Raw genomic sequence first — 19,665 nt, 5'->3', positions numbered from 1 at the left:
ACCCGCCCGGGTCACCCGCGTGCTGTTACGCAGCGCGGTAGGCCGTGCGGAGCTTCGCCACGGCACCGGTCAGGTCACCGGTGAGCAGCAGGTGGTCGGCCTCGGCGAACGGCTTGGACACCGCCGCTGTCAGCTTTCCGCCGGTCCTCTGCTGGACCAGCAGCCTCGCCCGGTCCACGATCGCCTTGCCCGCCGCGGTCCTCCCGAGGCCCGCCCGCTCGGCGAGCTGCGCGGCCACGGCGAGTGCGGTGAGCGTGGCCTCGCCGCCGGACGGAACCTTCTTCAGGGTGGTCAGTCCCCAGCCGTAGGGGAACTGCGGGTCGTACGTCGCGTCGCCGACGTTGACCGGCAGCTGCGACTCGGACTTCGGCCAGGTCACGGGCAGCTGCCCGGTGAAGGCGCGCTTGCCGTAGAGGACGTCGGCGACGCCGTCGCCCTCGGTGCCGGGCAGCCAGGACGCCACCAGGGCGTCGATGCCGCCGAGCCGGTCCCCGATGAGCTGGGGGCGACCGGAGACGACGAGGACGGCGCACTTCATCGCGGCGCAGACCGTGTCGACGGCCTTCTTGTCGGCGTCCGTGAGCTCCAGGTCGTGACCGTTGCCGACGTCACCGATGCCCTCGGCGTAGGGCTTCTCGCCGACGACGACGACCCCGGCGTCATACCCCTCGGTCGGGGCGGAGGCGTCCTTCGAGAAGGTGGCCGAGGAGGTGTTCTTCTCGATGCCCTTCAGGATCGTCGTGCCCGTGGTGGTGGCACCGGAGGCGCCCTGCCAGCTGATGGTCCAGCCGCCCGCCTGGTTGCCGAGGTCGTCGGCGTTCGAGCCGGCGACGTACACCTTCTGCGAGGCCTTGAGCGGGAGCACCGCGCCGTCGTTCTTCAGGAGCACCTGGGACTTGGCCGCCGCCTCCCGGGCGACGGCGCGGTGCGCGGCGGAGCCGACGTCGTCCAGGTTCGACGTGTCGGCGTACGGCTTCTCGAAGAGGCCGAGACGGAACTTCTGGGTGAGGATCCGGGAGACCGCGTCGTCGATCCGGGCCCGGCCGATCCGGCCGGCGGTGACCTCGTCCTGGAGGGTCTTCGTGAAGTCCTGGTAGGCGGTCGGGACCATGATCATGTCGAGGCCGGCGTTCACGGAGGTGCGGACGTCGCTCGCATAGTCACCGGGGATCTGGTCGATGGCCTGCCAGTCGCTGATGACGAAGCCCTCGAATCCCATCCGGTCCTTGAGCACGCCGTTGATCATCTCGGCGTTGGCGTGCATCTTCACCGGGCCGGCGTCGTCGCCGATGACGTCCAGCGAGGAGTAGGACGGCATGACCGTGCCGACGCCCCGCTTCACGGACTCGGCGAAGGGCGCGAGGTGCACGGCTTCGAGTTCCTGACGGGTGACCTCGGTGACCCCCTGGTCGATGGTGTACGAGCCGGTGGTGGACGAGCCGAACTCCGTGCCGCCGTCGCCGACGAAGTGCTTGGCACTGGCCAGGACCTTGTCGTTGCGGGCGAGGTCCCGGCCCGACGGGCTGCCCTGCATGCCGGTGATGACCGTCTCCATGGCCTCGACCAGGGCGGGGTCCTCGCCGTACGCCTCGTAGGAACGGCCCCAGCGCTCGTCGCGGGTGACGCAGACGCAGGGGGCGAAGTCCCACGGGATGCCGGTCGCGCGCACCTCGTTGGCGGTGACGGCTCCGGTCCTGCCCGCGAGCTCCGGGTCGCGGCCCGCGCCGATGCCGATGTTGTGCGGCATGATCGTCGAGCCGATCACGTTGTTGTGGCCGTGCACCGCGTCCACGCCGTAGATCAGCGGGATCTGGAAGCGGGTCGCCTGCGCGCGCAGCTGGTAGGCGTCGACCATCTTCGCCCAGGCAGCGGCGGTGTTCGGGGTCGGCACGGAGCCTCCGCCCGAGAGCAGCGAGCCGAGGTCGTACGTGGCGATGTCGCCCGGCGAACGGAGCGCGTTGCGCTCGGCCTGGGTCATCTGGCCGGCCTTCTCGGCCGGGGACATGCGGGACAGCAGGTCCGCCACGCGCTTCTTCACGGAGAGCTTCGCGTCCTGGTACGGCAGCCCGTGGGCGTCGATGACGACCTGCGGGTTCTCCTTCGGCGCCTTGGCGCCGGTGACGGTGAGCTCCAGCGGGATCGTCTCCGCCGGCTCGGCCCCCCGGTCCTTGGCGGTGGCCACGGAGACGGTGTGCGCGGTGCCGGAGGCGGTGCCCGCGGGGAAGGTGTGCGTGCCGGTGACCGGCGTGTAGTCCTTGCCGGGTTCCGCGCTGCCGCCCCCGGTGGTCCAGGCGACGGTGACGGGCTCCTCGGTGGGCAGAGAACCGGTGGTGGCGACGGAGATCCTGATGTCCGCCCTGCCGCCCTCCGTGACGGGGTGGACGGCGGAGTCGACCACGACGCTCGACTTCAGGGCCGGGTCGGCCTTGCCGTAGAGCTCGACCGCGTCCATGGCGAAGGAGCCGGGGGCGCCGGTCGGGAGGGTGACGGCGTAACCCCACATCTCGTTCAGGCCGAGGACCTGGTCGATGCCGCCGACGGGCTGGTAGTCGGCCCGGTAGACGAAGTCCGCGAAGGGGATCTCGACCTGGTGCCAGCCCTCCCAGTCGTCGGTGAAGGACGTGGTCCACAGCTCCGAGGCGCCGCCGTTGGCCCCGCCGTCCTTGATCTCGAAGTTGATCCGCTTGCCCGAACCGGGCGGCAGGGGCGCGGTGTTCTGCCCGTACCACCAGAAGCGGATGCCCTTGTGCGCGGTCCAGTCCTTCGGGGGCTCGTCGACAGCGAACTCGTGGCTGAGTCCGCCCCAGGCGCTGATGTCGTAGGTGCCCTGGAGGACCTTGTCGCCCTCGGGGGCGTCGGCGCGCTCCTCGAACGTCAGGGCGGGGTGGTCGTCCGCGTCGCCGCCCCAGGTGAACAGGGAGTCGGCGGGCGGGTTGCCGAGGGGGACCTCGCCCTCGAAGCGGTCGACGAGGACCGGTGCGGGCTCGTCGGCGTCGGCCGCCGCGCTGGGGACGGCCCCGGCGAGCAGTGAGGCGAGCACGGTGGCGGCGGCGAGCGCGGCCGTGACCGGTCTCGCGCGGTGACGTGGGCGGCGGTGCGGCGTGCTGGGCATGTGCGGCTCTTCTCTGCTCCGGTGACAGGTCGGACGGGGACGTCAGGCGGTGCGGGCGTTCCGGGTGAGCCGGATCGTGTCGCGGTACCACTTGGCGCTGTCCTTGAGGGTCCGCAGCTGCGTGTCGTAGTCGACGCGGACGATGCCGAACCGCTTGTCGTAGCCGTAGGCCCACTCGAAGTTGTCCATCAGCGACCAGGCGAAGTAGCCCCGGACGTCGGCGCCCTGCGCACGGGCTTCGGACACCGCCGCGATGTGGTCGGCGAGATAGGCGGTGCGGTCGGCGTCGGGGACGGAGCCGTCGGCGGCGACGGTGTCGTCGAAGGCGGCCCCGTTCTCGGTGATGACGGTCGGCAGCGCGTAGTCGCGCTGGAGCCGCAGCAGCAGGTCGGTGAGCTCGGTGGGGGTGATCTCCCAGTCCATGGCGGTGCGGGGCAGGTCGCGTTCCACGCCGCGCACGACGGGGAGGCCGTCGGTGTCCGTCGGCGATCCGTCCTCGGTCACTCCGGAGAACAGGGCGCCGCGGTAGAAGTTGACGCCGAGGACGTCGAGCGGGGTGGCGATGGCCTCCAGGTCGCCGTCCCTCACGGGCAGTTCGACGCCCTGGGCCGCGAGGTCGTCCACGACGTCCGCGGGGTAGCGGCCGTGGACGATCGGGTCGAGGTAGAGGCGGGTGCCCATGCCGTCGGCCCGGCGGCAGGCCTCCCGGTCGGCCTCGCTGCCGGTCTCCGGGGTGGCGGTGCCGAGGTTGAGCGTGATGCCGAGCTCCAGCGGGCGGCTCCCCGCGGCCTCGCGCATCTGCCGGGCGGCGAGGCCGTGGCCCAGGAGCAGGTGGTGCACGGCCGACATGGCGTCGCCCATGTCGCTCCGGCCGGGGGCGTGCACCCCGTAGGCGTATCCGAGCATCGCCGAGCACCACGGCTCGTTGAGGGTCGTCCAGTGCTCGACGCGGTCCCCCAGCGCCTCGTGGGCGAGCATGGCGTACTCGGCGAAGCGCAGGGCGGTGTCGCGGGCCGGCCAGCCGCCCGCGTCCTCCAGTTCCTGCGGCAGGTCCCAGTGGTAGAGCGTGACCCAGGGGGTGATGCCGCGGCCCCGGAGTTCGTCGGCGAGCCGCTTGTAGAAGTCCAGGCCCTTGGCGTTGGCGGGGCCCCGGCCGCCCGGCTGGATGCGCGGCCAGGCGAGCGAGAAGCGGTAGGTGTCGACGCCGAGGCCGGCGATCAGCTCCACGTCCTCGGGCATCCGGTGGTAGTGGTCGCACGCCACGTCGCCGTGCTCCGCGTGGTGCACGGCACCGGGCACCCGGCAGAAGGTGTCCCAGATCGACGGGGTCCGGCCGTCCCCGGAGGCGGCGCCCTCGATCTGGTACGCGGAGGTGGCGACGCCCCAGCGGAAGCCGGCGGGGAGTCCCTGGACGGCGACGGGCTGCAGGCTGCTGCGGGGCGTGGCGAGGTTCATGGGTCTCCGTAACTCCGGTGTGCCGCAGGGGCGGTGGATGAGGGGCGGGTCGGGTCAGTGGTGCAGCCAGCAGGCGACCTCGCGGTCCCGGGCCGCGTCCGGCGGGGCCAGGACCGGCACCCGCTCGGCACACGGCTCGAAGGCCTTGCCGCAGCGGGGGTGGAAGGCGCAGCCGGCGGGCATCGCGGACAGGTGCGGGGGCGAGCCGGGGATGCCCGTGAGTTCGCGGCGGGGGCCGTGCAGTGCGGGGAAGGAGTGCAGCAGGCCGTCGCTGTAGGGGTGGTGGGGGTCCCGGTAGATCTCGGCGGCTCCCGCCTGCTCCACGATCCGGCCGCCGTACATGATGGCGATCCGGTCGGAGAACTCGATGAGCAGCGAGATGTCGTGGGTGATGAACACGACGGAGAACGAGAGGCGTTCGCGCAGCTCCACCAGCTTGCGCAGGATCTGCCGCTGCATGACGACGTCGAGTGCGGTGGTGGGCTCGTCCATGATGACGATCTCGGGTTCCAGGGCGAGCGCCATCGCGATCATGACGCGCTGGCGCATGCCGCCGGAGAGCTGGTGCGGGTAGGCGGCGAGCCGGTCGGCGGAGATACCGACGAGGTGCAGCAGCTCCTGCGCCCGCGCGGTCCGCTCGGCGGCCCGCATGCCGGGGCGGTGCGCGGTGAGCACGTCGGTGAGCTGGCTGTGGACGGTGTGCACCGGGTTCAGCGAGTTCATCGCCCCCTGGAACACGATCGACAGCTCCTGCCAGCGGAAGGCCCGCAGCTCGTCCGGGCTCAGGGCGAGGATGTCGACGGCGTCGCCGCCCGGCCGGTGGTAGTGCACGTCGCCCCCGGTGATCACCCCGGGAGGGGAGAGCAGCCGGGTGACGGCGTACGCCAGCGTGGACTTGCCCGAGCCCGACTCGCCCGCCAGGCCGAGGACCTCCCCGCGGTGCAGGGTGAGGTCGATGTCCCGCAGCGCGTGGACGCCGGTCGCGCCGGTGCCGTAGTCGACGTTCAGGCCGCTGATGGTGAGGATCGGCTCGGCGGTCATGCGCTGTGCTCCTTGCTGGGCGTGCCCGGCGAATCGGGGGCGTCGGACGCCGCGGCGCCGGGCGGTGCCGGCGCGGGCGAGGGCGTCACGCCGTCGCGGAGCACCGGGGTGAACTCGGGCGGCTCGGACGCACCGGGCGGCCGGGGCCCGGCGGTGCGGACCACGGGGGTGAAGCCGACCCGCATACGGACCTTCCGGGAGGAGGCGGTCGCGGTGCGCAGGCGCGGGTTGACGAACTCGTCGATGCCGAAGTTGATGAGGGAGAGCGCGGTGCCCAGCAGGGCGATGCACAGGCCGGCCGGGACGAACCACCACCACGCGCCCTGGGCCAGGGCCTGGTTGGACTGCGCCCAGAAGAGCACCGTCCCCCAGTTCCAGTGGGAGATGTCGGCCACGCCGATGAAGGCGAGGGTGATCTCCGAGAGGACCGCGAAGATGACGGTGCCGACGAAGCCGGACGCGATGACGGCGGTGAGGTTCGGCATGACCTCGAACAGGATGATCCGCCAGGTCGACTCACCGGTGGCGCGGGCCGCCTCCACGTAGTCGCGGCGCCGGAGCGACAGGGTCTGGGCGCGCAGCACCCGCGCCCCCCAGGCCCATGAGGTGAGGGCGATGACGGCGGCTATCAGCAGGTCCCCGGTGTCCTCGACGAAGCTCGCGATGATGATGATCAGCGGCAGGCCCGGGATGACGAGGAAGATGTTGGAGAGCATCGAGAGGATCTCGTCGGCGGCTCCGCCGAGGAAACCCGCGCTGACCCCGATGAGCACGGACAGCACGGTCGCCAGGATGCCGGCGAGGAATCCGACGAGCAGCACGCCGCGGGTGCCGACCAGGATCTGGGAGAGGACGTCCTGTCCGGTCTGGGTCGTCCCGAACCAGTGGTCGGCGGACGGCGGTCGCAGCAGCTGGTCGCTCATCGCGTCCGGGTCGTACGGGGCGAGCCAGGGGCCCGCCACGGCGAGGACCACGAAGAACGCGAGGATCAGCAGGCCGGTGCGGGTCTTCCCGCCGCGCAGGAAGCGGAACCTCACCCGGCCCGCGGCGGCGGGGGCGGGCGGGTCGTCCAGTACGGCGACGTCGGTGGCGGTGACGGACACGGTCGTCATGCCTCCTTACGAGTGCGGGGATCGAGGAGGGCGTAGGCCATGTCGGCCAGCAGGTTCGCGGCGAGCACCGAGAGCGTGATGATCAGGAAGACGCCCTGCATGAGCGGGTAGTCCTTGGCCCCGACGGCCTGGAAGAGCTGGTAGCCGATGCCGGGGTAGGAGAAGACCATCTCGACCAGCAGGGTGCCGCCGACGATGAAGCCCAGCGAGAGGGCGAAGCCCGAGATGTTGGGCAGTACGGCGTTGCGCGCGGCGTAGGAGAACATCACCCGCCGCTCGGAGAGCCCCTTGGCCTGCGCGACCATGACGTAGTCCTCCGAGGAGACCGTCACCATCATGTTGCGCATGCCGAGGATCCACCCGGCGACGGCGCTCAGGACGATCGTCACGCCGGGAAGCACCCCGTGGTAGAGCGCGCTGGAGACGAACGGCCAGTCGAAGGCCGGAACCAGGGAGTTGTCGTACCCGCCGGCGGCCGGGAAGATCTGCCACTTCACCGCGAACACCGCGATGGCGATGAGACCGAGCCAGAAGTACGGGATGGCCGAGATGAAGGTGGTCACGGGCAGCAGCCCGTCCAGCCAGGAGCCGCGCCGCCAGCCGCTGTAGACGCCGATGCCGGTGCCGAGCAGGAAGCTGATCAGGGTGGTGATGCCCACCAGGGCGAGCGTCCAGGGCAGCGACTGGGAGATCACCTCGCCGACCGGGGTCGGGAAGAAGGTGAAGGAGAGCCCGAGGTCGCCGTCGAGGAGGTGTGACCAGTAGTCGGTGTACTGCGACCAGAGGGACTGGTTCTCGTCGAGTCCGAACAGCGCCTTCAGCGAGGCGATGGCGCTGGTGTCGAGCTGCCCCTGGTAGCGGCTCATCAGGGCGTCGACGGGGCCGCCCGGCATCATGCGCGGGATCAGGAAGTTGATGGTGATCGCGGCCCAGGCCGTGACCGCGTAGAAGGCGAACCGCTGGAGTACGTATTTCACTTGGCCGCTCCCTCGGCGGTGGTGTCGTCGTACAGCCAGCAGGCGGCCCACTGGCCGTCCGCCAGGTCGAAGCGCGGCGGCAGCTCGGTGCGGCAGCGCTCCATGGCCTTCGGGCACCGGGGGTGGAATCGGCAGCCGGCCGGCGGGGCGATCAGGGAGGGCGGCTCGCCGCTCCCGGCCTCTTCCTGCGCCTCGGCGTCCGCCACCCGGTCGGGGTCCGGCGCGGAGGCGATGAGCAGCTGGGTGTAGGGGTGTGCGGGGTGCTGGGTGACGGTCTCGCTGTCACCGCCCTCGACGATCCGGCCGGCGTACATCACGAGGGTCGTGTCCGCGAAGTAGCGGGCGGACGCGATGTCGTGGGTGATGTAGAGGATCGCCAGGTGCAGGCGCTCCTTGAGGTCGCGGAGCAGGTTGAGGACCCCGAGCCGGATCGACACGTCCAGCATCGACACCGGCTCGTCCGCGAGAAGGACCTGGGGGTCGGCGCCGAGCGCGCGCGCGATCGCGACGCGCTGGCGCTGCCCTCCCGACAGCTCGTGCGGGAACTTGTCCAGGTACTGATGAGGAGGAGTCAGCTGGACGCGTTCCAGCAGAGCCGCCAGGCCGGTCTCCAGTTCCGCCTCCCCCTCCCCCGCCCGGCCGTGGATCCTCAGGGCGCGGGTCAGGTGGTAGCGCACGGTGTGCACCGGGTTGAGCGAGGCGAAGGGGTCCTGGAAGATCAGCTGGACCTGCTTGACGTATCTGCGGAAGGACCGGCCACGTCCGGCCTTCACCGCCGTGCCGCCCAGCTCGATCTCGCCCGCGGTGAGCGGGTACAGCTGGGCGAGCAGCCGCGCAACGGTGGATTTGCCCGAGCCGGACTCCCCCACCAGAGCCGTGACGGTGCCGCGCCGGAGCTTCAGCGAGACGTCGTCGACGGCGTGGACGGTACGGCGGCTGCGGGCGAGGAGGTCCTTGCCGGTGCGCCGTACGGGGAAGTGCTTGGTGACTCCGCGTGCTTCGAGCACCACGTCGGCCGCGGTGCGCACGTGTTCGGACTGTTCGGTGGTCATGGCCGGTTCTTCCCGTGTTACTTGGCGGGCTTCAGGTTCAGCACGACTTCCAGCGCGTCCTGCTGGGTGTGCTGCGGGGCTGCGTAGGGGTTCTCCTCGGCCGGCCAGCCCGTCCAGTTCTTCGTGGAGTACTCGGCACCGATGGGGGCCGCGGCCGTCGGGATGACGGGCGCCTGCTCGACCATGATCTTCTGGAGGGAGTTCATGGCCTTGGTGCGCGTGGCGTCGTCCGTGGCGTTGGCGTACTCCTTCAGCGCGGCGGTGCCCTCGGGGCTCTTGAAGCGGCCGAAGTTGCCGAGCTGGGAGGCCTTGCCGATGGGCTGGAGGATCGCCCCGTCCATGATGTTCTGGTACATGTCGTACGGGGTGGCGCCGCTGTTGGTCCAGTGCAGGGTGGCGTCGAAGTTGCCGACGGCGACGTCGTTCGTCCAGGCCTCGGCGGTCTGGGTCTTGACCTTGGCCTCGATGCCCAGCTGCTTGATGCTGTCCTTGATGATGGAGAGCCCGGTGATGTAGTCGTTCCAGCCGGCCGGGTCGGTGAAGGTCAGCTTCACGGGCTTGCCGCTCGGGTCCTTCAGGACGCCGCCGCTGAGCTTGAAGCCCGCGTCCATGAGCAGCGCCTTGGCGCCGTCCACGTCGGGCTTCGTGGTGGCGTTCTTGTACTCCGGTGCGAGGAACGGGTCCCCGGCGGGCAGGGGGATGCCGGTCGGGTTGGTGATCTCCGGGTAGAGGGTCGCCTGCGCCTGCACGTGGATCGCGTTGCGGTCGACGACCATGGCCATCGCCTTGCGCAGCGCCGGGTTGTCGAAGGGCTTGCGGGCGGTGTTGAACCACAGGCCGTGGATGCCGAGTCCCGAGGGGAACCAGAGCTTGTGGTTCTTCTGGTCCTTGGCGACGTAGAGCTGCTTGTAGTTCGGCATGAAGACGAACGACCACTCGAGCTTGCCGTTGGCCAGGGCCGTGGTGGCGGCGCTGTTGTCGTTGTAGGTGCTGTAGCGCAACTCCCTGACCTTGGTCGTGCCCTTCCAGTAGGCGGGCGTGGCGGTCAGGGTGGTGGTCTGCGGGGTGAAGGTCTTCAGCTTGTACGGGCCGGAGCCGACCGGGGTGCGGTTGGGCCAGGTCTCCGGGTTCTCGACCTTCTCCCAGATGTGCTTGGGCACGACATAGGTCGATATGATCTTGTTCTGGTTGACGAACTGCGAGTCCTTGAAGGTCAGGACGACCTTCTCGCCCTCGACCGCGACACCGTCGTAGGGGATGCCGTTGCCGTTGAGCGCCGGGTGCTTCTTGAGCAGTTCGAAGGTGAAGGCGACGTCGGCCGCGGTGAGCGGCTTGCCGTCGGCCCACTTCGCGCGCTTGTCGAGCGTGAAGGTGAGCTTGGTGAAGTTCGACTCCCAGTCCCACGCGGTCGCGAGCCAGGGGTCCGCCTTGTCGGTGGGGCGGATCATGTTGGTCATCGCCAGCGGCTCGTAGATCATGTACCGGTAGCCGAGCGTGGCGCTCGCGGAGGTGGCGAGGAACGGGTTGCTGTTGTTCGTCTGCGGCCCGTCGGGCTTCCCGATGTTCAGCACGCCGGAGGCGCCGGCGCCGCCCCCCTTGTCGGCGCCCGAGTTGGCGGACGAGCAGCCCGCGGCGAGCGCGACCACGGCGGTGGCGACTGAGAGCGCTCTCAGAGTGTGACGACGGCGTACGGACATGGCTACTCCAGAGGGACTGCGGGACCGGGGGCCCTGCGAGGTGGTCAGCGCGCGACGCGCCGGATGCGGGTGGTGCGGGTGCCGGTGCGGCGGGATCGGGGATGCGGGCGGGTGACCGGCGGCGCCGGGACCTCTACGGCGCCGAGTGGCGCACGACCAGTTCGGTGGGCAGCACGACCGGTCCGTCCGGTACGGCGGTGCCGCCGAGGTGGGAGAGCAGCAGACGGGCCGCGGCCTCGCCCATCCGCCGGGTGGGCTGGCGCACGGTGGTCAGCGGCGGTTCGGTGTGCTCGGCCATCGGGATGTCGTCGAAGCCGACCACCGCGACGTCCTCGGGCACGCGGCGGCCGGCGGCGCGCAGAGCCCGCAGGACGCCCGCCGCGCTGATGTCGTTCAGGGCGAAGACCGAGTCGAAGTCCGCACCGGAGGCGAGGAGTTCCTCCACCGCGAGACGGCCGCGCCGCTCGGTGAAGTCGCCGTCGACGACCAGTTCGGCGGGCAGGACCGAACGGAAGCCCGCGAGCCGGTCGTTCACGCAGCCGAAGTGCCTAGGGCCGGTGACCACCAGGGGTCTGGTGCGGCCGGCGGCCCGCAGATGACGGGCGGCGGACGCGCCCCCCTCGTGGTTGGTGGTCACGACGGAGGGGAATTCGGGGTGGTGGCCCCGGTCGTCGATCAGGACGATCGGCAGGCCGGAGCGGTGGAGTTCGGTGAGCTGGTCGAGCGTGTTCTCCGGTTCGACGACGACGAGTCCGTCGAAGGCGCGCGCCGACACCTGGGTGGTGAAGCGCTTGACGGACTCCGCTCCCCGGGTGCACGTGAAGAGCAGCAGCCCGTAGTCGGCGGCCTCGACCGTGTCGACGATCCCCTGGAGCACCTCACCCATCCACGGCCAGGTGAACGAGGGAACCAGGAGCCCGACCGTGCGGCTGCGGCCGCGCGCCAGCCCGACGGCGCCGGAGCTGGGTACGTAGCCGAGGTCCGCGATCACTTCACGAACACGGGCGGCCGTCGAACCGTCCACTTCGCCCTTGAAGTTGATGACCCGCGACACGGTCGTCTTGCTGACGCCGGCCTCGCGGGCGACATCGGCGATGGTGACGCGCAACGGAGCCTCCAGGGACAAGGCAGGACAGGGGGCGGGCGGATTTCGGTACCGGTTCCGCAACCGGTCCCGGAACCGGTACCGGCGTTGCGGCTGGAGTTAACCCCGCCCAAACAGAGGCGTCAATACTTCACACCGAGATTGGTCCGTACCGATGATCGAAGCAGTTCCGGCAGAGCACTTGTTCACTTGTTGAACGAACGAACCTCTTGACGCGGACACGCAAGAGCAGTTCACTCACGGCTCGTTCGACGGCATTTCCCCCACGCCCCTGCCGAGAAAGGCAGCAGCCATGATTCGGACAAGCAGAGCGGCGAGAGTCCTCGTCGCGACGGCGCTCGCGACCGCGGGCCTCACCGGGCTCTCCTCCGGCACCGCCCAGGCCGCAGGCGAGACCGTGAACATCGTGCTGACCACGACGGACGACTCCGGCGGCCGCCACGTCACGCGCGGCCTCCAGCAGCAGACCCCGGTGACGTTCGGCGACGGCAACGGCGGCCAGGGCACGAACATCACCGTCGACGAGAACACCCGCTATCAGACGTTCACCGGCGGCGGCGCCTCGTTCACGGACACCGCGGCCTGGCTGATGAAGGGCAGCGGGGCGCTGAGCCAGGCGACCCGCGACGCGACGATGAAGAAGCTCTTCTCGCCGACGGAGGGCATCGGACTGTCCTTCGTACGCAACCCGATGGGCGGATCGGACCTCGCGCGTTTCGGTTACACCTACGACGACGTGCCGGCCGGGCAGACCGACCCCGGTCTCACCAGGTTCTCGATCGCACACGATCTGCAGGACGTCCTGCCGCTCACAAAGCAGGCCGAGCAGCTGAACCCGGCTCTCACGACAGTCGCCTCGCCGTGGACGGCCCCCGCCTGGATGAAGGACAACGGGCAGCTCAACGGCGGCTGGCTGAAGTCCGAGAACTACGGCACCTACGCGGACTACTTCGTGAAGTACCTCCAGGCGTGGAAGGACCAGGGCGTCCCGGTCGACTACGTCACCGCGCAGAACGAGCCGACCTGCTGCTCCGGCTACCCGTCGATGAGCTGGAACGGCTCGGGTCTCGCCTACTTCACCAAGAACGAGCTGCTGCCGAAGCTCCGGTCGGCGGGTCTGGCCACCAAGGTGCTGGCGCACGACTGGAACTGGGACAGCTACGACGCGTACGCCGCCCCCACCGTCGACGACGCGGCCGTGCGCGACCACCCGAACTTCGGCGGGGTGGCCTGGCACGGCTACGGCGGCGACATCGCCAAGCAGACGGCCGTCCACAACCAGTACCCGCAGCTGGACGCCTTCCAGACCGAGCACTCGGGCGGCACGTGGATCGCCGACCAGCAGCGCGAGGACATGCTCAACATCATCGACTACACCCGGAACTGGGCGAAGTCGGTCACCAAGTGGTCGCTCGCCGTCGACCAGAACCGCGGCCCGCACAACGGCGGCTGCGGCACCTGCGACGGGCTGGTCACCGTGCACAACGGCGACGGCAGGCACGGCCAGGTGGATTACACGATCGAGTACTACACGATGGGGCACCTGACGAAGTACGTACGGCCCGGCGCCGCCCGGATCGCGTCGACGGGCAGTTCGGCGGTGCCCAACGTGGCGTGGCGCAACCCGGACGGTTCCAAGGCCCTGATCGCGTACAACGGCTCGGCGTCGGCGCAGCAGGTCACCGTCAACTGGGGTGGGCAGAAGTTCACCTACGCGCTGCCGGGCCGCACGTCGGCGACCTTCACCTGGTCGGGCACCCAGTCGGGCACCCCGGGCGGCGGGGGCGGTGCGCTCACGGGCATCGCCGGCAAGTGCCTCGACGCCACCGGCAACAGCGGCGCGGACGGCACCCCGGTCCAGATCTGGGACTGCACCGGCGCCGCCAACCAGCGGTGGACGGTCTCCGGCGACCGCTCCGTGAAGGTGCTCGGCGCCTGCCTGGACGTCACCTCGGGCTCCACGGCCGACGGGGCGAAGGTCCAGCTGTACACGTGCAACGGCTCGGGTGCGCAGCAGTGGGCGTACGACGCCTCGACCGGGGACGTGGTCAACACGGCCTCGGGCAAGTGCCTGGACGTCGTGGACCGGTCGTCGGCGAACGGCGCGCGCGTCCAGATCTGGACCTGCACCGGAGCCGCCAACCAGAAGTGGCGGCTCCAGTAGGAGGACCCGTCAGTCGGTGGGCTCGATGCCGGCGCGCAGCAGGCCGTAGGTGTACGCGTCCTCCAGGGCCTGCCACGACGCGGCGATGACGTTCTCGGCCACGCCGACCGTCGCCCAGTCACCGGTTCCGTCACCCGTGGTGATCAGCACCCGGGTGGTGGATTCGGTGCCTGTGCGGCCTTCCAGGATGCGGACCTTGTAGTCGACGAGCTCCAGCTTGGCCAGCTGCGGGTAGATCCGCTCCAGGCCGACGCGCAGTGCCCGGTCCAGGGCGTTGACCGGACCGTTGCCCTCGGCGGTGGCGACGATCCGCTCGCCCTTGGCCCAGAGCTTCACGGTCGCCTCGTTGGCGTGGGTGCCGTCGGGGCGGTCCTCGACGATCGCCCGCCAGGACTCGACGCGGAAGTAGCGGCGGGGCCTGCCGTCCACCTCGGCGCGCAGCAGGAGTTCGAAGGAGGCGTCGGCCGCCTCGTAGGTGTAGCCCTTCAGCTCGCGCTCCTTGACCCGGGCGACGACGCGGCCGACGAGCTCGCGGTCGTCCCCCAGGTCGATGCCGAGTTCCTTGCCCTTGAGCTCGACGGAGGCGCGGCCCGCCATGTCGGAGACCAGCATGCGCATGGTGTTGCCGACGCGCTCGGGGTCGATGTGCTGGTAGAGGTCCGGGTCGACCTTGATCGCGGAGGCGTGGAGTCCGGCCTTGTGGGCGAAGGCGGAGACTCCCACGTACGGCTGGTGGGTGGACGGCGTCAGGTTCACGACCTCGGCGATGGCGTGGGAGACGCGGGTCATGTCGGCGAGCGCGCCCTCGGGCAGGACGGTCTTGCCGTACTTGAGCTCCAGCGCGGCGACGACGGGGAAGAGGTTCGCGTTGCCGACGCGCTCGCCGTATCCGTTCGCGGTGCACTGCACGTGGGTGGCGCCCGCGTCCACGGCGGCCAGCGTGTTGGCGACGGCGCAGCCGGTGTCGTCCTGGGCGTGGATGCCGATCCGGGCGCCGGTGTCCGCGAGGACGGTGGAGACGACGGCCTGGACCTGGGCGGGGAGCATGCCGCCGTTGGTGTCGCAGAGGATGACCACGTCGGCGCCCGCCTCCGAGGCGGTGCGCACGACCGCCTTGGCGTACTCGGGGTTCGCACGGTAGCCGTCGAAGAAGTGCTCGCAGTCGACGAAGACGCGGCGGCCCTGCTCGCGCAGGTGGGCGACGGTGTCGCGGACCATCTCCAGGTTCTCGTCGAGCGTGGTGCGCAGGGCCAGTTCCACATGCCGGTCGTGCGACTTGGCGACGAGCGTGATCACCGGGGCGCCCGATTCCAGGAGCGCCCGGACCTGCGGGTCCTCGGCCGCGTTTCCCCCCGCCCTGCGGGTGGCGCCGAACGCGACGAGCTCGGCGTTCTTGAAGTCGATCTCCTGCCGGGCGCGGGCGAAGAACTCCGTGTCCCGCGGGTTGGCGCCGGGCCAGCCGCCCTCGATGAAGCCCACACCGAAGTCGTCCAGGTGCCGCGCGATGGTCAGCTTGTCGGCGACCGTCAGGTTGATGCCTTCACGCTGCGCACCGTCGCGCAGCGTGGTGTCGAAGACGTGGAACGTGTCATCGGGGGCCGTTGCCTTGGTGGTCATGCTGGTCTGACTCCTGTCGGGTGGGCGGATCCGGACGAATCGGCTCCACTTGCCCCCATCCTCTCGCGTGCCTCGTTCCGGCCGTGGTGTGGGCCGGAAAACGAAAAAACCCCTCGCGGGTGCGAGAGGTCTGCGCGCGGGTCTGGGGCACGATGTCCGTTCCGTACGTGGTGGTACGGGACGGTCACTGCGGACCGGCGCGCCTGCTGCCGATAATCATGGCGAACGAGGACACGCACGCAGTCTGGCACAGCGCGGCCCCGCGGTCCCGGGCCGTCTCAGGATGCGGGCGTGACGTCCGTCGCGGGCGGGGTCCCGCCCCGGAGCAGAAGGGTCTCGTCCACATAGCCGCGCATCTGGCTCAGCACCTGCTCCCGCCCCGTGCCGGGGATGCCGACCGTGACATGGACGCTGAAACCGTCCATCAGGGCCCTCAGGCGCGTCGCGGCGCCGCCGGTGTCCACGGCCCGGAACTCGCCGCGGCCGATGCCCTCGGCCAGCAGCTCCACCAGATCGCGGTGCCAGGCGTCCTCGATGGCGGCCTGCCGGGCGCGGGCGTCGTCGTCGGCGTCCTGCGAGCGGTTCCAGACCTCCAGCCACAGCGCCCAGTGCGGGTCGCGGTGCCCGTCGGGGACGTACAGCGCGATGTAGGCGTCGAGCCGCTCGCGGGCGGTGCCCGGGCCGGCGAGCAGGGTCCGGCGTTCGGCGCCGAGCCGGGCCTCGCTCCACTCCAGGGTGCGGAGCAGCAGCTCGTCCTTGGTGCGGAAGTAGTAGAGGAGGTGGCCGCTGCTCATCCCGACCTCGCGGCCGAGCCCGGCCATCGTGAGCCCGTCGAGCCCCCGCTGGGCGACGGTGGCCATGACGGCGGCGAGCACGTCCTCCCTCGGCGGGGCGATGTTGCGGCGGCGGGATGCAGGGGTCACGTGTCAGATCCTGGGCTGTTGCTGGGTGATGCAGTGGATGCCTCCACCGCTCGCGAAGATCGTACGGGCGTCGACGGGTGTCACCGCACGGTCCGGGAACAGGTCGCGGAAAGCGGCGGCCGCCGCCTCGTCCCTCGGGTCGTCGAAGGAGCAGAGGATCACCGCCCCGTTGCAGAGGTAGTGGTTGATGTAGGAGTAGTCGGCCCACCCGCCGTCCTCGTCGCGCAACGCCGTGGGCGCGGCGATCTCGACCACGTCGAGGGAGCGGCCGCGCGCGTCGGTGGCGGCACGCAGGATCGCGGTCGTCTCCCGGGTGACCTCGTGGTCCGGGTGGGAGGGATCGGGCTGGACGTGGGCGACGACGACGCCGGGGCGGGCGAAGGCGGCGACGATGTCGACGTGGCCGAGCGTGCCGTAGGTGCCGTAGTCGCCGGTCAGACCGCGCGGCAGCCAGATGGCCTTCTCGGTGCCGAGGCGGGCGTGGACCTCGTCCTCGACGGCCTGCCGGGACCAGCCGGGGTTGCGCTCCTTCCCCAGCTGGACGGTTTCCGTGAGCAGCACCGTGCCCTCGCCGTCGACGTGGATCGCGCCGCCCTCGTTGACGAGCGGCGAGTCGTGCACGGGCACGCCGGCCAGTTCCGCGACGCCGCGCGCGATGTGCCGGTCGTGCTCCCATCTGGCCCAGCCCTGGGCGCCCCAGCCGTTGAACGTCCAGTCCACCGCGGCCAGCCGGCTGCCGTCGGTGACGAAGGTCGGCCCGATGTCCCGCATCCAGGCGTCGTCGAGGGGCCGGACGGTGATCTCGACGTCCGGGCCGAGGAGTTCGCGCGCGCCCTCCTCCTGTCCGGGTCCGACGACGACGGTGACGGGCTCGAAGCGGCGTACGGTGCGGGCGACGGCGGCCCATGCGGCGCGCGCCCGGCCGAGTTCGGCACCGGTGGCGAAGGTCGGGTTGGGGCCGGGCCAGGCCATCCAGGTGCGCTCGTGCGGGGCCCACTCGGGCGGCATGCGGTAGGTCATGGCGGGTCCTCAGAGGAAGTAGAGGCGGTTGAGGGGGACCGACTCGGCGGCGGGCGAGTGCAGCGGGTCCCCGTCGAGGGTGACGAGTCCGCTGTCGCCGTCCACGTCGACGGTGCCGGTACGGGAGTTGAGGAGCAGGTCCGCGGGCCCGATGCCGCGCGTGCCCCGCACAGCGACCCTGCGGCGCCGGGTGGGCATCCGGTCGGCACCGAGCTGGGTGGCGGCCCCGGCGACGAAGGCGACGGAGAGATCGGCGGCCGTCGCCCCGTACGCCCCGAACTGCGGCCCCAGGACCAGGGGTTCGCAGGTGTCGGTGGCCGCGTTGGGGTCGCCGGTGACCCCGTACGCGGGGAAGCCGGACTTCAGGACCAGCTGCGGCTTCGCGCCGAAGAACTCCGGGCGCCACAGGACGATGTCGGCGAGCTTGCCCGGCTCGATGGAGCCGACCTCGTGCGCGATGCCGTGCGCGATGGCGGGGTTGATCGTGAGCTTGGCGATGTAGCGCAGCACCCGCGCGTTGTCGTCGCCGGGCCCGTCGCCCTCCATCGGGCCGAGCTCGGCCTTCATCTTCGCGGCCATGGCGAAGGTGCGGCGCACCGTCTCACCGGCCCGTCCCATGCCCTGCGCGTCGGAGGAGGTGATCCCGATGGCCCCCAGGTCGTGCAGCACGTCCTCGGCGCCCATCGTCCCGGCCCGGATGCGGTCGCGGGCCATGGCGGCGTCCCCGGGGAGGTCGGTCTTGAGGTCGTGGACGGAGACGATCATCCCGTAGTGCTCGGCGACCGCGTCGCGGCCGAAGGGGAGCGTCGGGTTGGTGGACGATCCGATGACGTGGGGGACGCCGGCCATCTTCAGGACGTTGGGCACGTGGCCGCCGCCGCAGCCCTCGATGTGGAAGGCGTGGATCGTGCGGCCCTCCAGCACGGCGAGGGTGTCCTCCACGGACAGGCATTCGTTCAGCCCGTCGCTGTGCAGCGCGACCTGGACGTCGTGGTCCTCGGCGACCCGCAGCGCGGTGTCCAGGGCCCGGGTGTGGGCGCCCATGTCCTCGTGGACCTTGAACCCGCAGGCACCGCCCTCGGCCAGCGCCTCGGTCAGCGGCGCCTCGTGGGACGAGGAACCGCGGGCGAGGAAGCCTATGTTGACCGGCCAGGCGTCGAAGGCGTTGAAGGCGTGGCGCAGCGCCCAGGGGGAGTTGACGCCGACGCCCCAGACCGGGCCGAACTCCTGGCCGATGATCGTGGTGACCCCGGAGGCGAGCGAGGCCTCCATGATGCGCGGGGAGAGCAGGTGGACGTGCGGGTCCACGGCGCCCGCCGTCGCGATGAGGCCCTCGCCGGACACGATGGTGGTGCCCGTGCCGACGACCACGTCGACACCGTCGAGGGTGTCCGGGTTCCCGGCCCGTCCGACCGCGGAGACGCGGCCCTCCCGGATGCCGACGGACACCTTCCTGATGCCGAGGACCGCGTCGATGACAAGGACGTTGCTGATGACGACGTCGCAGGTGTCCCGCACGGCCGCGGCCCTGAGGTGCAGGCCGTCACGGGCGGTCTTCCCGAAACCTGCGAGGAACTCGTCCCCCGGTTTCTGGGAGTCGGACCCGACGCGGACGGTCAGGCCCGAGTCGCCGAGCGCGACCCGGTCCCCGGCGCGCGGCCCGTGCACGGAGGCGTACTCGTACGGATCCATCACTCCCCCTCCCCCTCCCCCGCCCCGAGGTACCCGCAGGCCGCCGCCCTGCGCAGCGCCTCCTCCTTCGCGCCCGGCGCGTCCAGCGGTCCGTCCACGAGACCGGCGAACCCGATGGCGACCCGGTCCCCGCCGATGGGCACGAGGCCCACCCGCACGGACTGCCCCGGACCGAAGCGGACGGAGGAGCCGGCCGGCACGCACAGCCGCATCCCGTACGCCGCGGCCCGGTCGAAGCGCAGCCGGGGGTTGACCTCGAAGAAGTGGAAGTGCGACGTCACGCTGACCGGCACGGTCGCGGTGTTGCGGACGGCCAGCCGCACGGCCGGCTCGCGCTCGGGCGCCGCGGGGCCGGGGACGAGCGCTCCGGGGGCGTCGGCACCGAGCGTGCCGTCACCGAGCGGCAGGCTGACGACGGCGAGCCGGGAGCCGTCGTCGAATACGGCCTCCACCTGGACCTCGGTGACGATCTCGGCCACGCCGGGCAGCACGTCACCGGGCCCCAGCACGGTCCGGCCCGCCTCCACGGCCTCGGCCAGCCTGCGCCCGTCCCGGGCCGCCTCGCAGACGGTGTCGGCGATCAGGGCGGTCGCCTCGGGGACGTTGAGCCTGAGGCCGCGGGCACGCCGGGCCCGGGCAAGCTCGGCGGCGCCGAAGAGCAGCAGCCGGTCGCGTTCGGTCGGGTTCAGTCGCACGTC

Annotated in this window: 14 protein-coding genes; 1 reads left to right on the top strand and 13 read right to left on the bottom strand. The window is 71.1% G+C overall.

Annotation, left to right across the window (positions count from 1 at the left end; all coding sequences use genetic code 11):
• Positions 1-25: 25 nt before the first annotated feature.
• The 8 genes from ACFYY2_RS25340 to ACFYY2_RS25305 form a co-directional block, all read right to left on the bottom strand.
• Positions 26-3,112 (bottom strand): glycoside hydrolase family 3 N-terminal domain-containing protein, encoded by a 3,087-nt coding sequence (locus ACFYY2_RS25340; RefSeq protein ID WP_388746706.1) that lies wholly within the window; start codon positions 3,110-3,112, stop codon positions 26-28.
• Positions 3,113-3,154: 42 nt separating this feature from the next.
• A complete protein-coding gene (locus tag ACFYY2_RS25335) occupies positions 3,155-4,567 on the bottom strand; it encodes a GH1 family beta-glucosidase (RefSeq protein WP_388746703.1) in 1,413 nt (470 codons plus the stop codon).
• 54 nt (positions 4,568-4,621) lie between these two features.
• Complete coding sequence (locus ACFYY2_RS25330; RefSeq protein WP_388746700.1) at positions 4,622-5,608, bottom strand: ABC transporter ATP-binding protein; 987 nt, start codon at positions 5,606-5,608, stop codon at positions 4,622-4,624.
• A complete protein-coding gene (locus ACFYY2_RS25325) occupies positions 5,605-6,711 on the bottom strand; it encodes an ABC transporter permease (RefSeq protein ID WP_388747103.1) in 1,107 nt (368 codons plus the stop codon). The genes ACFYY2_RS25330 and ACFYY2_RS25325 overlap by 4 nt, the downstream gene beginning before the upstream one ends.
• A gap of 5 nt (positions 6,712-6,716) precedes the next feature.
• On the bottom strand, positions 6,717-7,697 hold the full coding sequence (locus tag ACFYY2_RS25320) for an ABC transporter permease (protein WP_388746697.1): 981 nt from the start codon (positions 7,695-7,697) through the stop codon (positions 6,717-6,719).
• Positions 7,694-8,749: an ABC transporter ATP-binding protein gene (locus ACFYY2_RS25315; protein WP_388746695.1), complete on the bottom strand. Its 1,056-nt coding sequence runs from the start codon at positions 8,747-8,749 to the stop codon at positions 7,694-7,696. The genes ACFYY2_RS25320 and ACFYY2_RS25315 overlap by 4 nt, the downstream gene beginning before the upstream one ends.
• Before the next feature lie 17 nt (positions 8,750-8,766).
• Complete coding sequence (locus ACFYY2_RS25310) at positions 8,767-10,446, bottom strand: ABC transporter substrate-binding protein (RefSeq protein WP_388746692.1); 1,680 nt, start codon at positions 10,444-10,446, stop codon at positions 8,767-8,769.
• Positions 10,447-10,579: 133 nt separating this feature from the next.
• The gene (locus ACFYY2_RS25305) at positions 10,580-11,554 is read right to left on the bottom strand and encodes a LacI family DNA-binding transcriptional regulator (protein ID WP_388746689.1); all 975 of its coding nucleotides are present in this window, start codon (positions 11,552-11,554) and stop codon (positions 10,580-10,582) included.
• Between the two features lie 289 nt (positions 11,555-11,843).
• Here ACFYY2_RS25305 and ACFYY2_RS25300 point away from each other — a divergent pair, with 289 nt between their 5' ends.
• On the top strand, positions 11,844-13,715 hold the full coding sequence (locus ACFYY2_RS25300) for a ricin-type beta-trefoil lectin domain protein (protein ID WP_388746686.1): 1,872 nt from the start codon (positions 11,844-11,846) through the stop codon (positions 13,713-13,715).
• A 9-nt stretch (positions 13,716-13,724) separates the two neighbouring features.
• On the opposite strand, the gene cimA is transcribed toward ACFYY2_RS25300, so the two are convergent.
• The 5 genes from cimA to ureA form a co-directional block, all read right to left on the bottom strand.
• Positions 13,725-15,332, bottom strand: a complete 1,608-nt coding sequence (gene cimA / locus ACFYY2_RS25295) for a citramalate synthase (RefSeq protein ID WP_388746683.1) — start codon at positions 15,330-15,332, stop codon at positions 13,725-13,727.
• 278 nt (positions 15,333-15,610) lie between these two features.
• Entirely contained in the window at positions 15,611-16,255 is a 645-nt protein-coding gene (locus tag ACFYY2_RS25290; protein ID WP_388746680.1) for a TetR/AcrR family transcriptional regulator, read from the bottom strand.
• A gap of 3 nt (positions 16,256-16,258) precedes the next feature.
• Complete coding sequence (locus ACFYY2_RS25285) at positions 16,259-17,275, bottom strand: agmatine/peptidylarginine deiminase (RefSeq protein WP_388746677.1); 1,017 nt, start codon at positions 17,273-17,275, stop codon at positions 16,259-16,261.
• Between the two features lie 9 nt (positions 17,276-17,284).
• A complete protein-coding gene (locus tag ACFYY2_RS25280; RefSeq protein ID WP_388746674.1) occupies positions 17,285-18,967 on the bottom strand; it encodes an urease subunit alpha in 1,683 nt (560 codons plus the stop codon).
• On the bottom strand, positions 18,967-19,662 hold the full coding sequence (gene ureA / locus ACFYY2_RS25275; RefSeq protein WP_388746671.1) for an urease subunit gamma: 696 nt from the start codon (positions 19,660-19,662) through the stop codon (positions 18,967-18,969). The genes ACFYY2_RS25280 and ureA overlap by 1 nt, the downstream gene beginning before the upstream one ends.
• Positions 19,663-19,665 lie beyond the last annotated feature (3 nt).

It is taken from the genome of Streptomyces sp. NPDC001822 (genome assembly GCF_042892135.1).
Taxonomy (GTDB): Bacteria; Actinomycetota; Actinomycetes; order Streptomycetales; family Streptomycetaceae; genus Streptomyces.
The sequence above is the reverse complement of the archived record's forward strand: the minus strand, read 5'-3'. Positions and strand labels throughout refer to the sequence as shown.

Coding starts and splice junctions, on each gene's coding strand:
- ACFYY2_RS25340 (WP_388746706.1), bottom strand. CDS start 3,112: ATGCCCAGCACGCCGCACCGCCGCCCACGTCACCGCGCGAGACCGGTC.
- ACFYY2_RS25335 (WP_388746703.1), bottom strand. CDS start 4,567: ATGAACCTCGCCACGCCCCGCAGCAGCCTGCAGCCCGTCGCCGTCCAG.
- ACFYY2_RS25330 (WP_388746700.1), bottom strand. CDS start 5,608: ATGACCGCCGAGCCGATCCTCACCATCAGCGGCCTGAACGTCGACTAC.
- ACFYY2_RS25315 (WP_388746695.1), bottom strand. CDS start 8,749: ATGACCACCGAACAGTCCGAACACGTGCGCACCGCGGCCGACGTGGTG.
- ACFYY2_RS25310 (WP_388746692.1), bottom strand. CDS start 10,446: ATGTCCGTACGCCGTCGTCACACTCTGAGAGCGCTCTCAGTCGCCACC.
- ACFYY2_RS25300 (WP_388746686.1), top strand. CDS start 11,844: ATGATTCGGACAAGCAGAGCGGCGAGAGTCCTCGTCGCGACGGCGCTC.
- cimA (WP_388746683.1), bottom strand. CDS start 15,332: ATGACCACCAAGGCAACGGCCCCCGATGACACGTTCCACGTCTTCGAC.
- ACFYY2_RS25285 (WP_388746677.1), bottom strand. CDS start 17,275: ATGACCTACCGCATGCCGCCCGAGTGGGCCCCGCACGAGCGCACCTGG.
- ACFYY2_RS25280 (WP_388746674.1), bottom strand. CDS start 18,967: ATGGATCCGTACGAGTACGCCTCCGTGCACGGGCCGCGCGCCGGGGAC.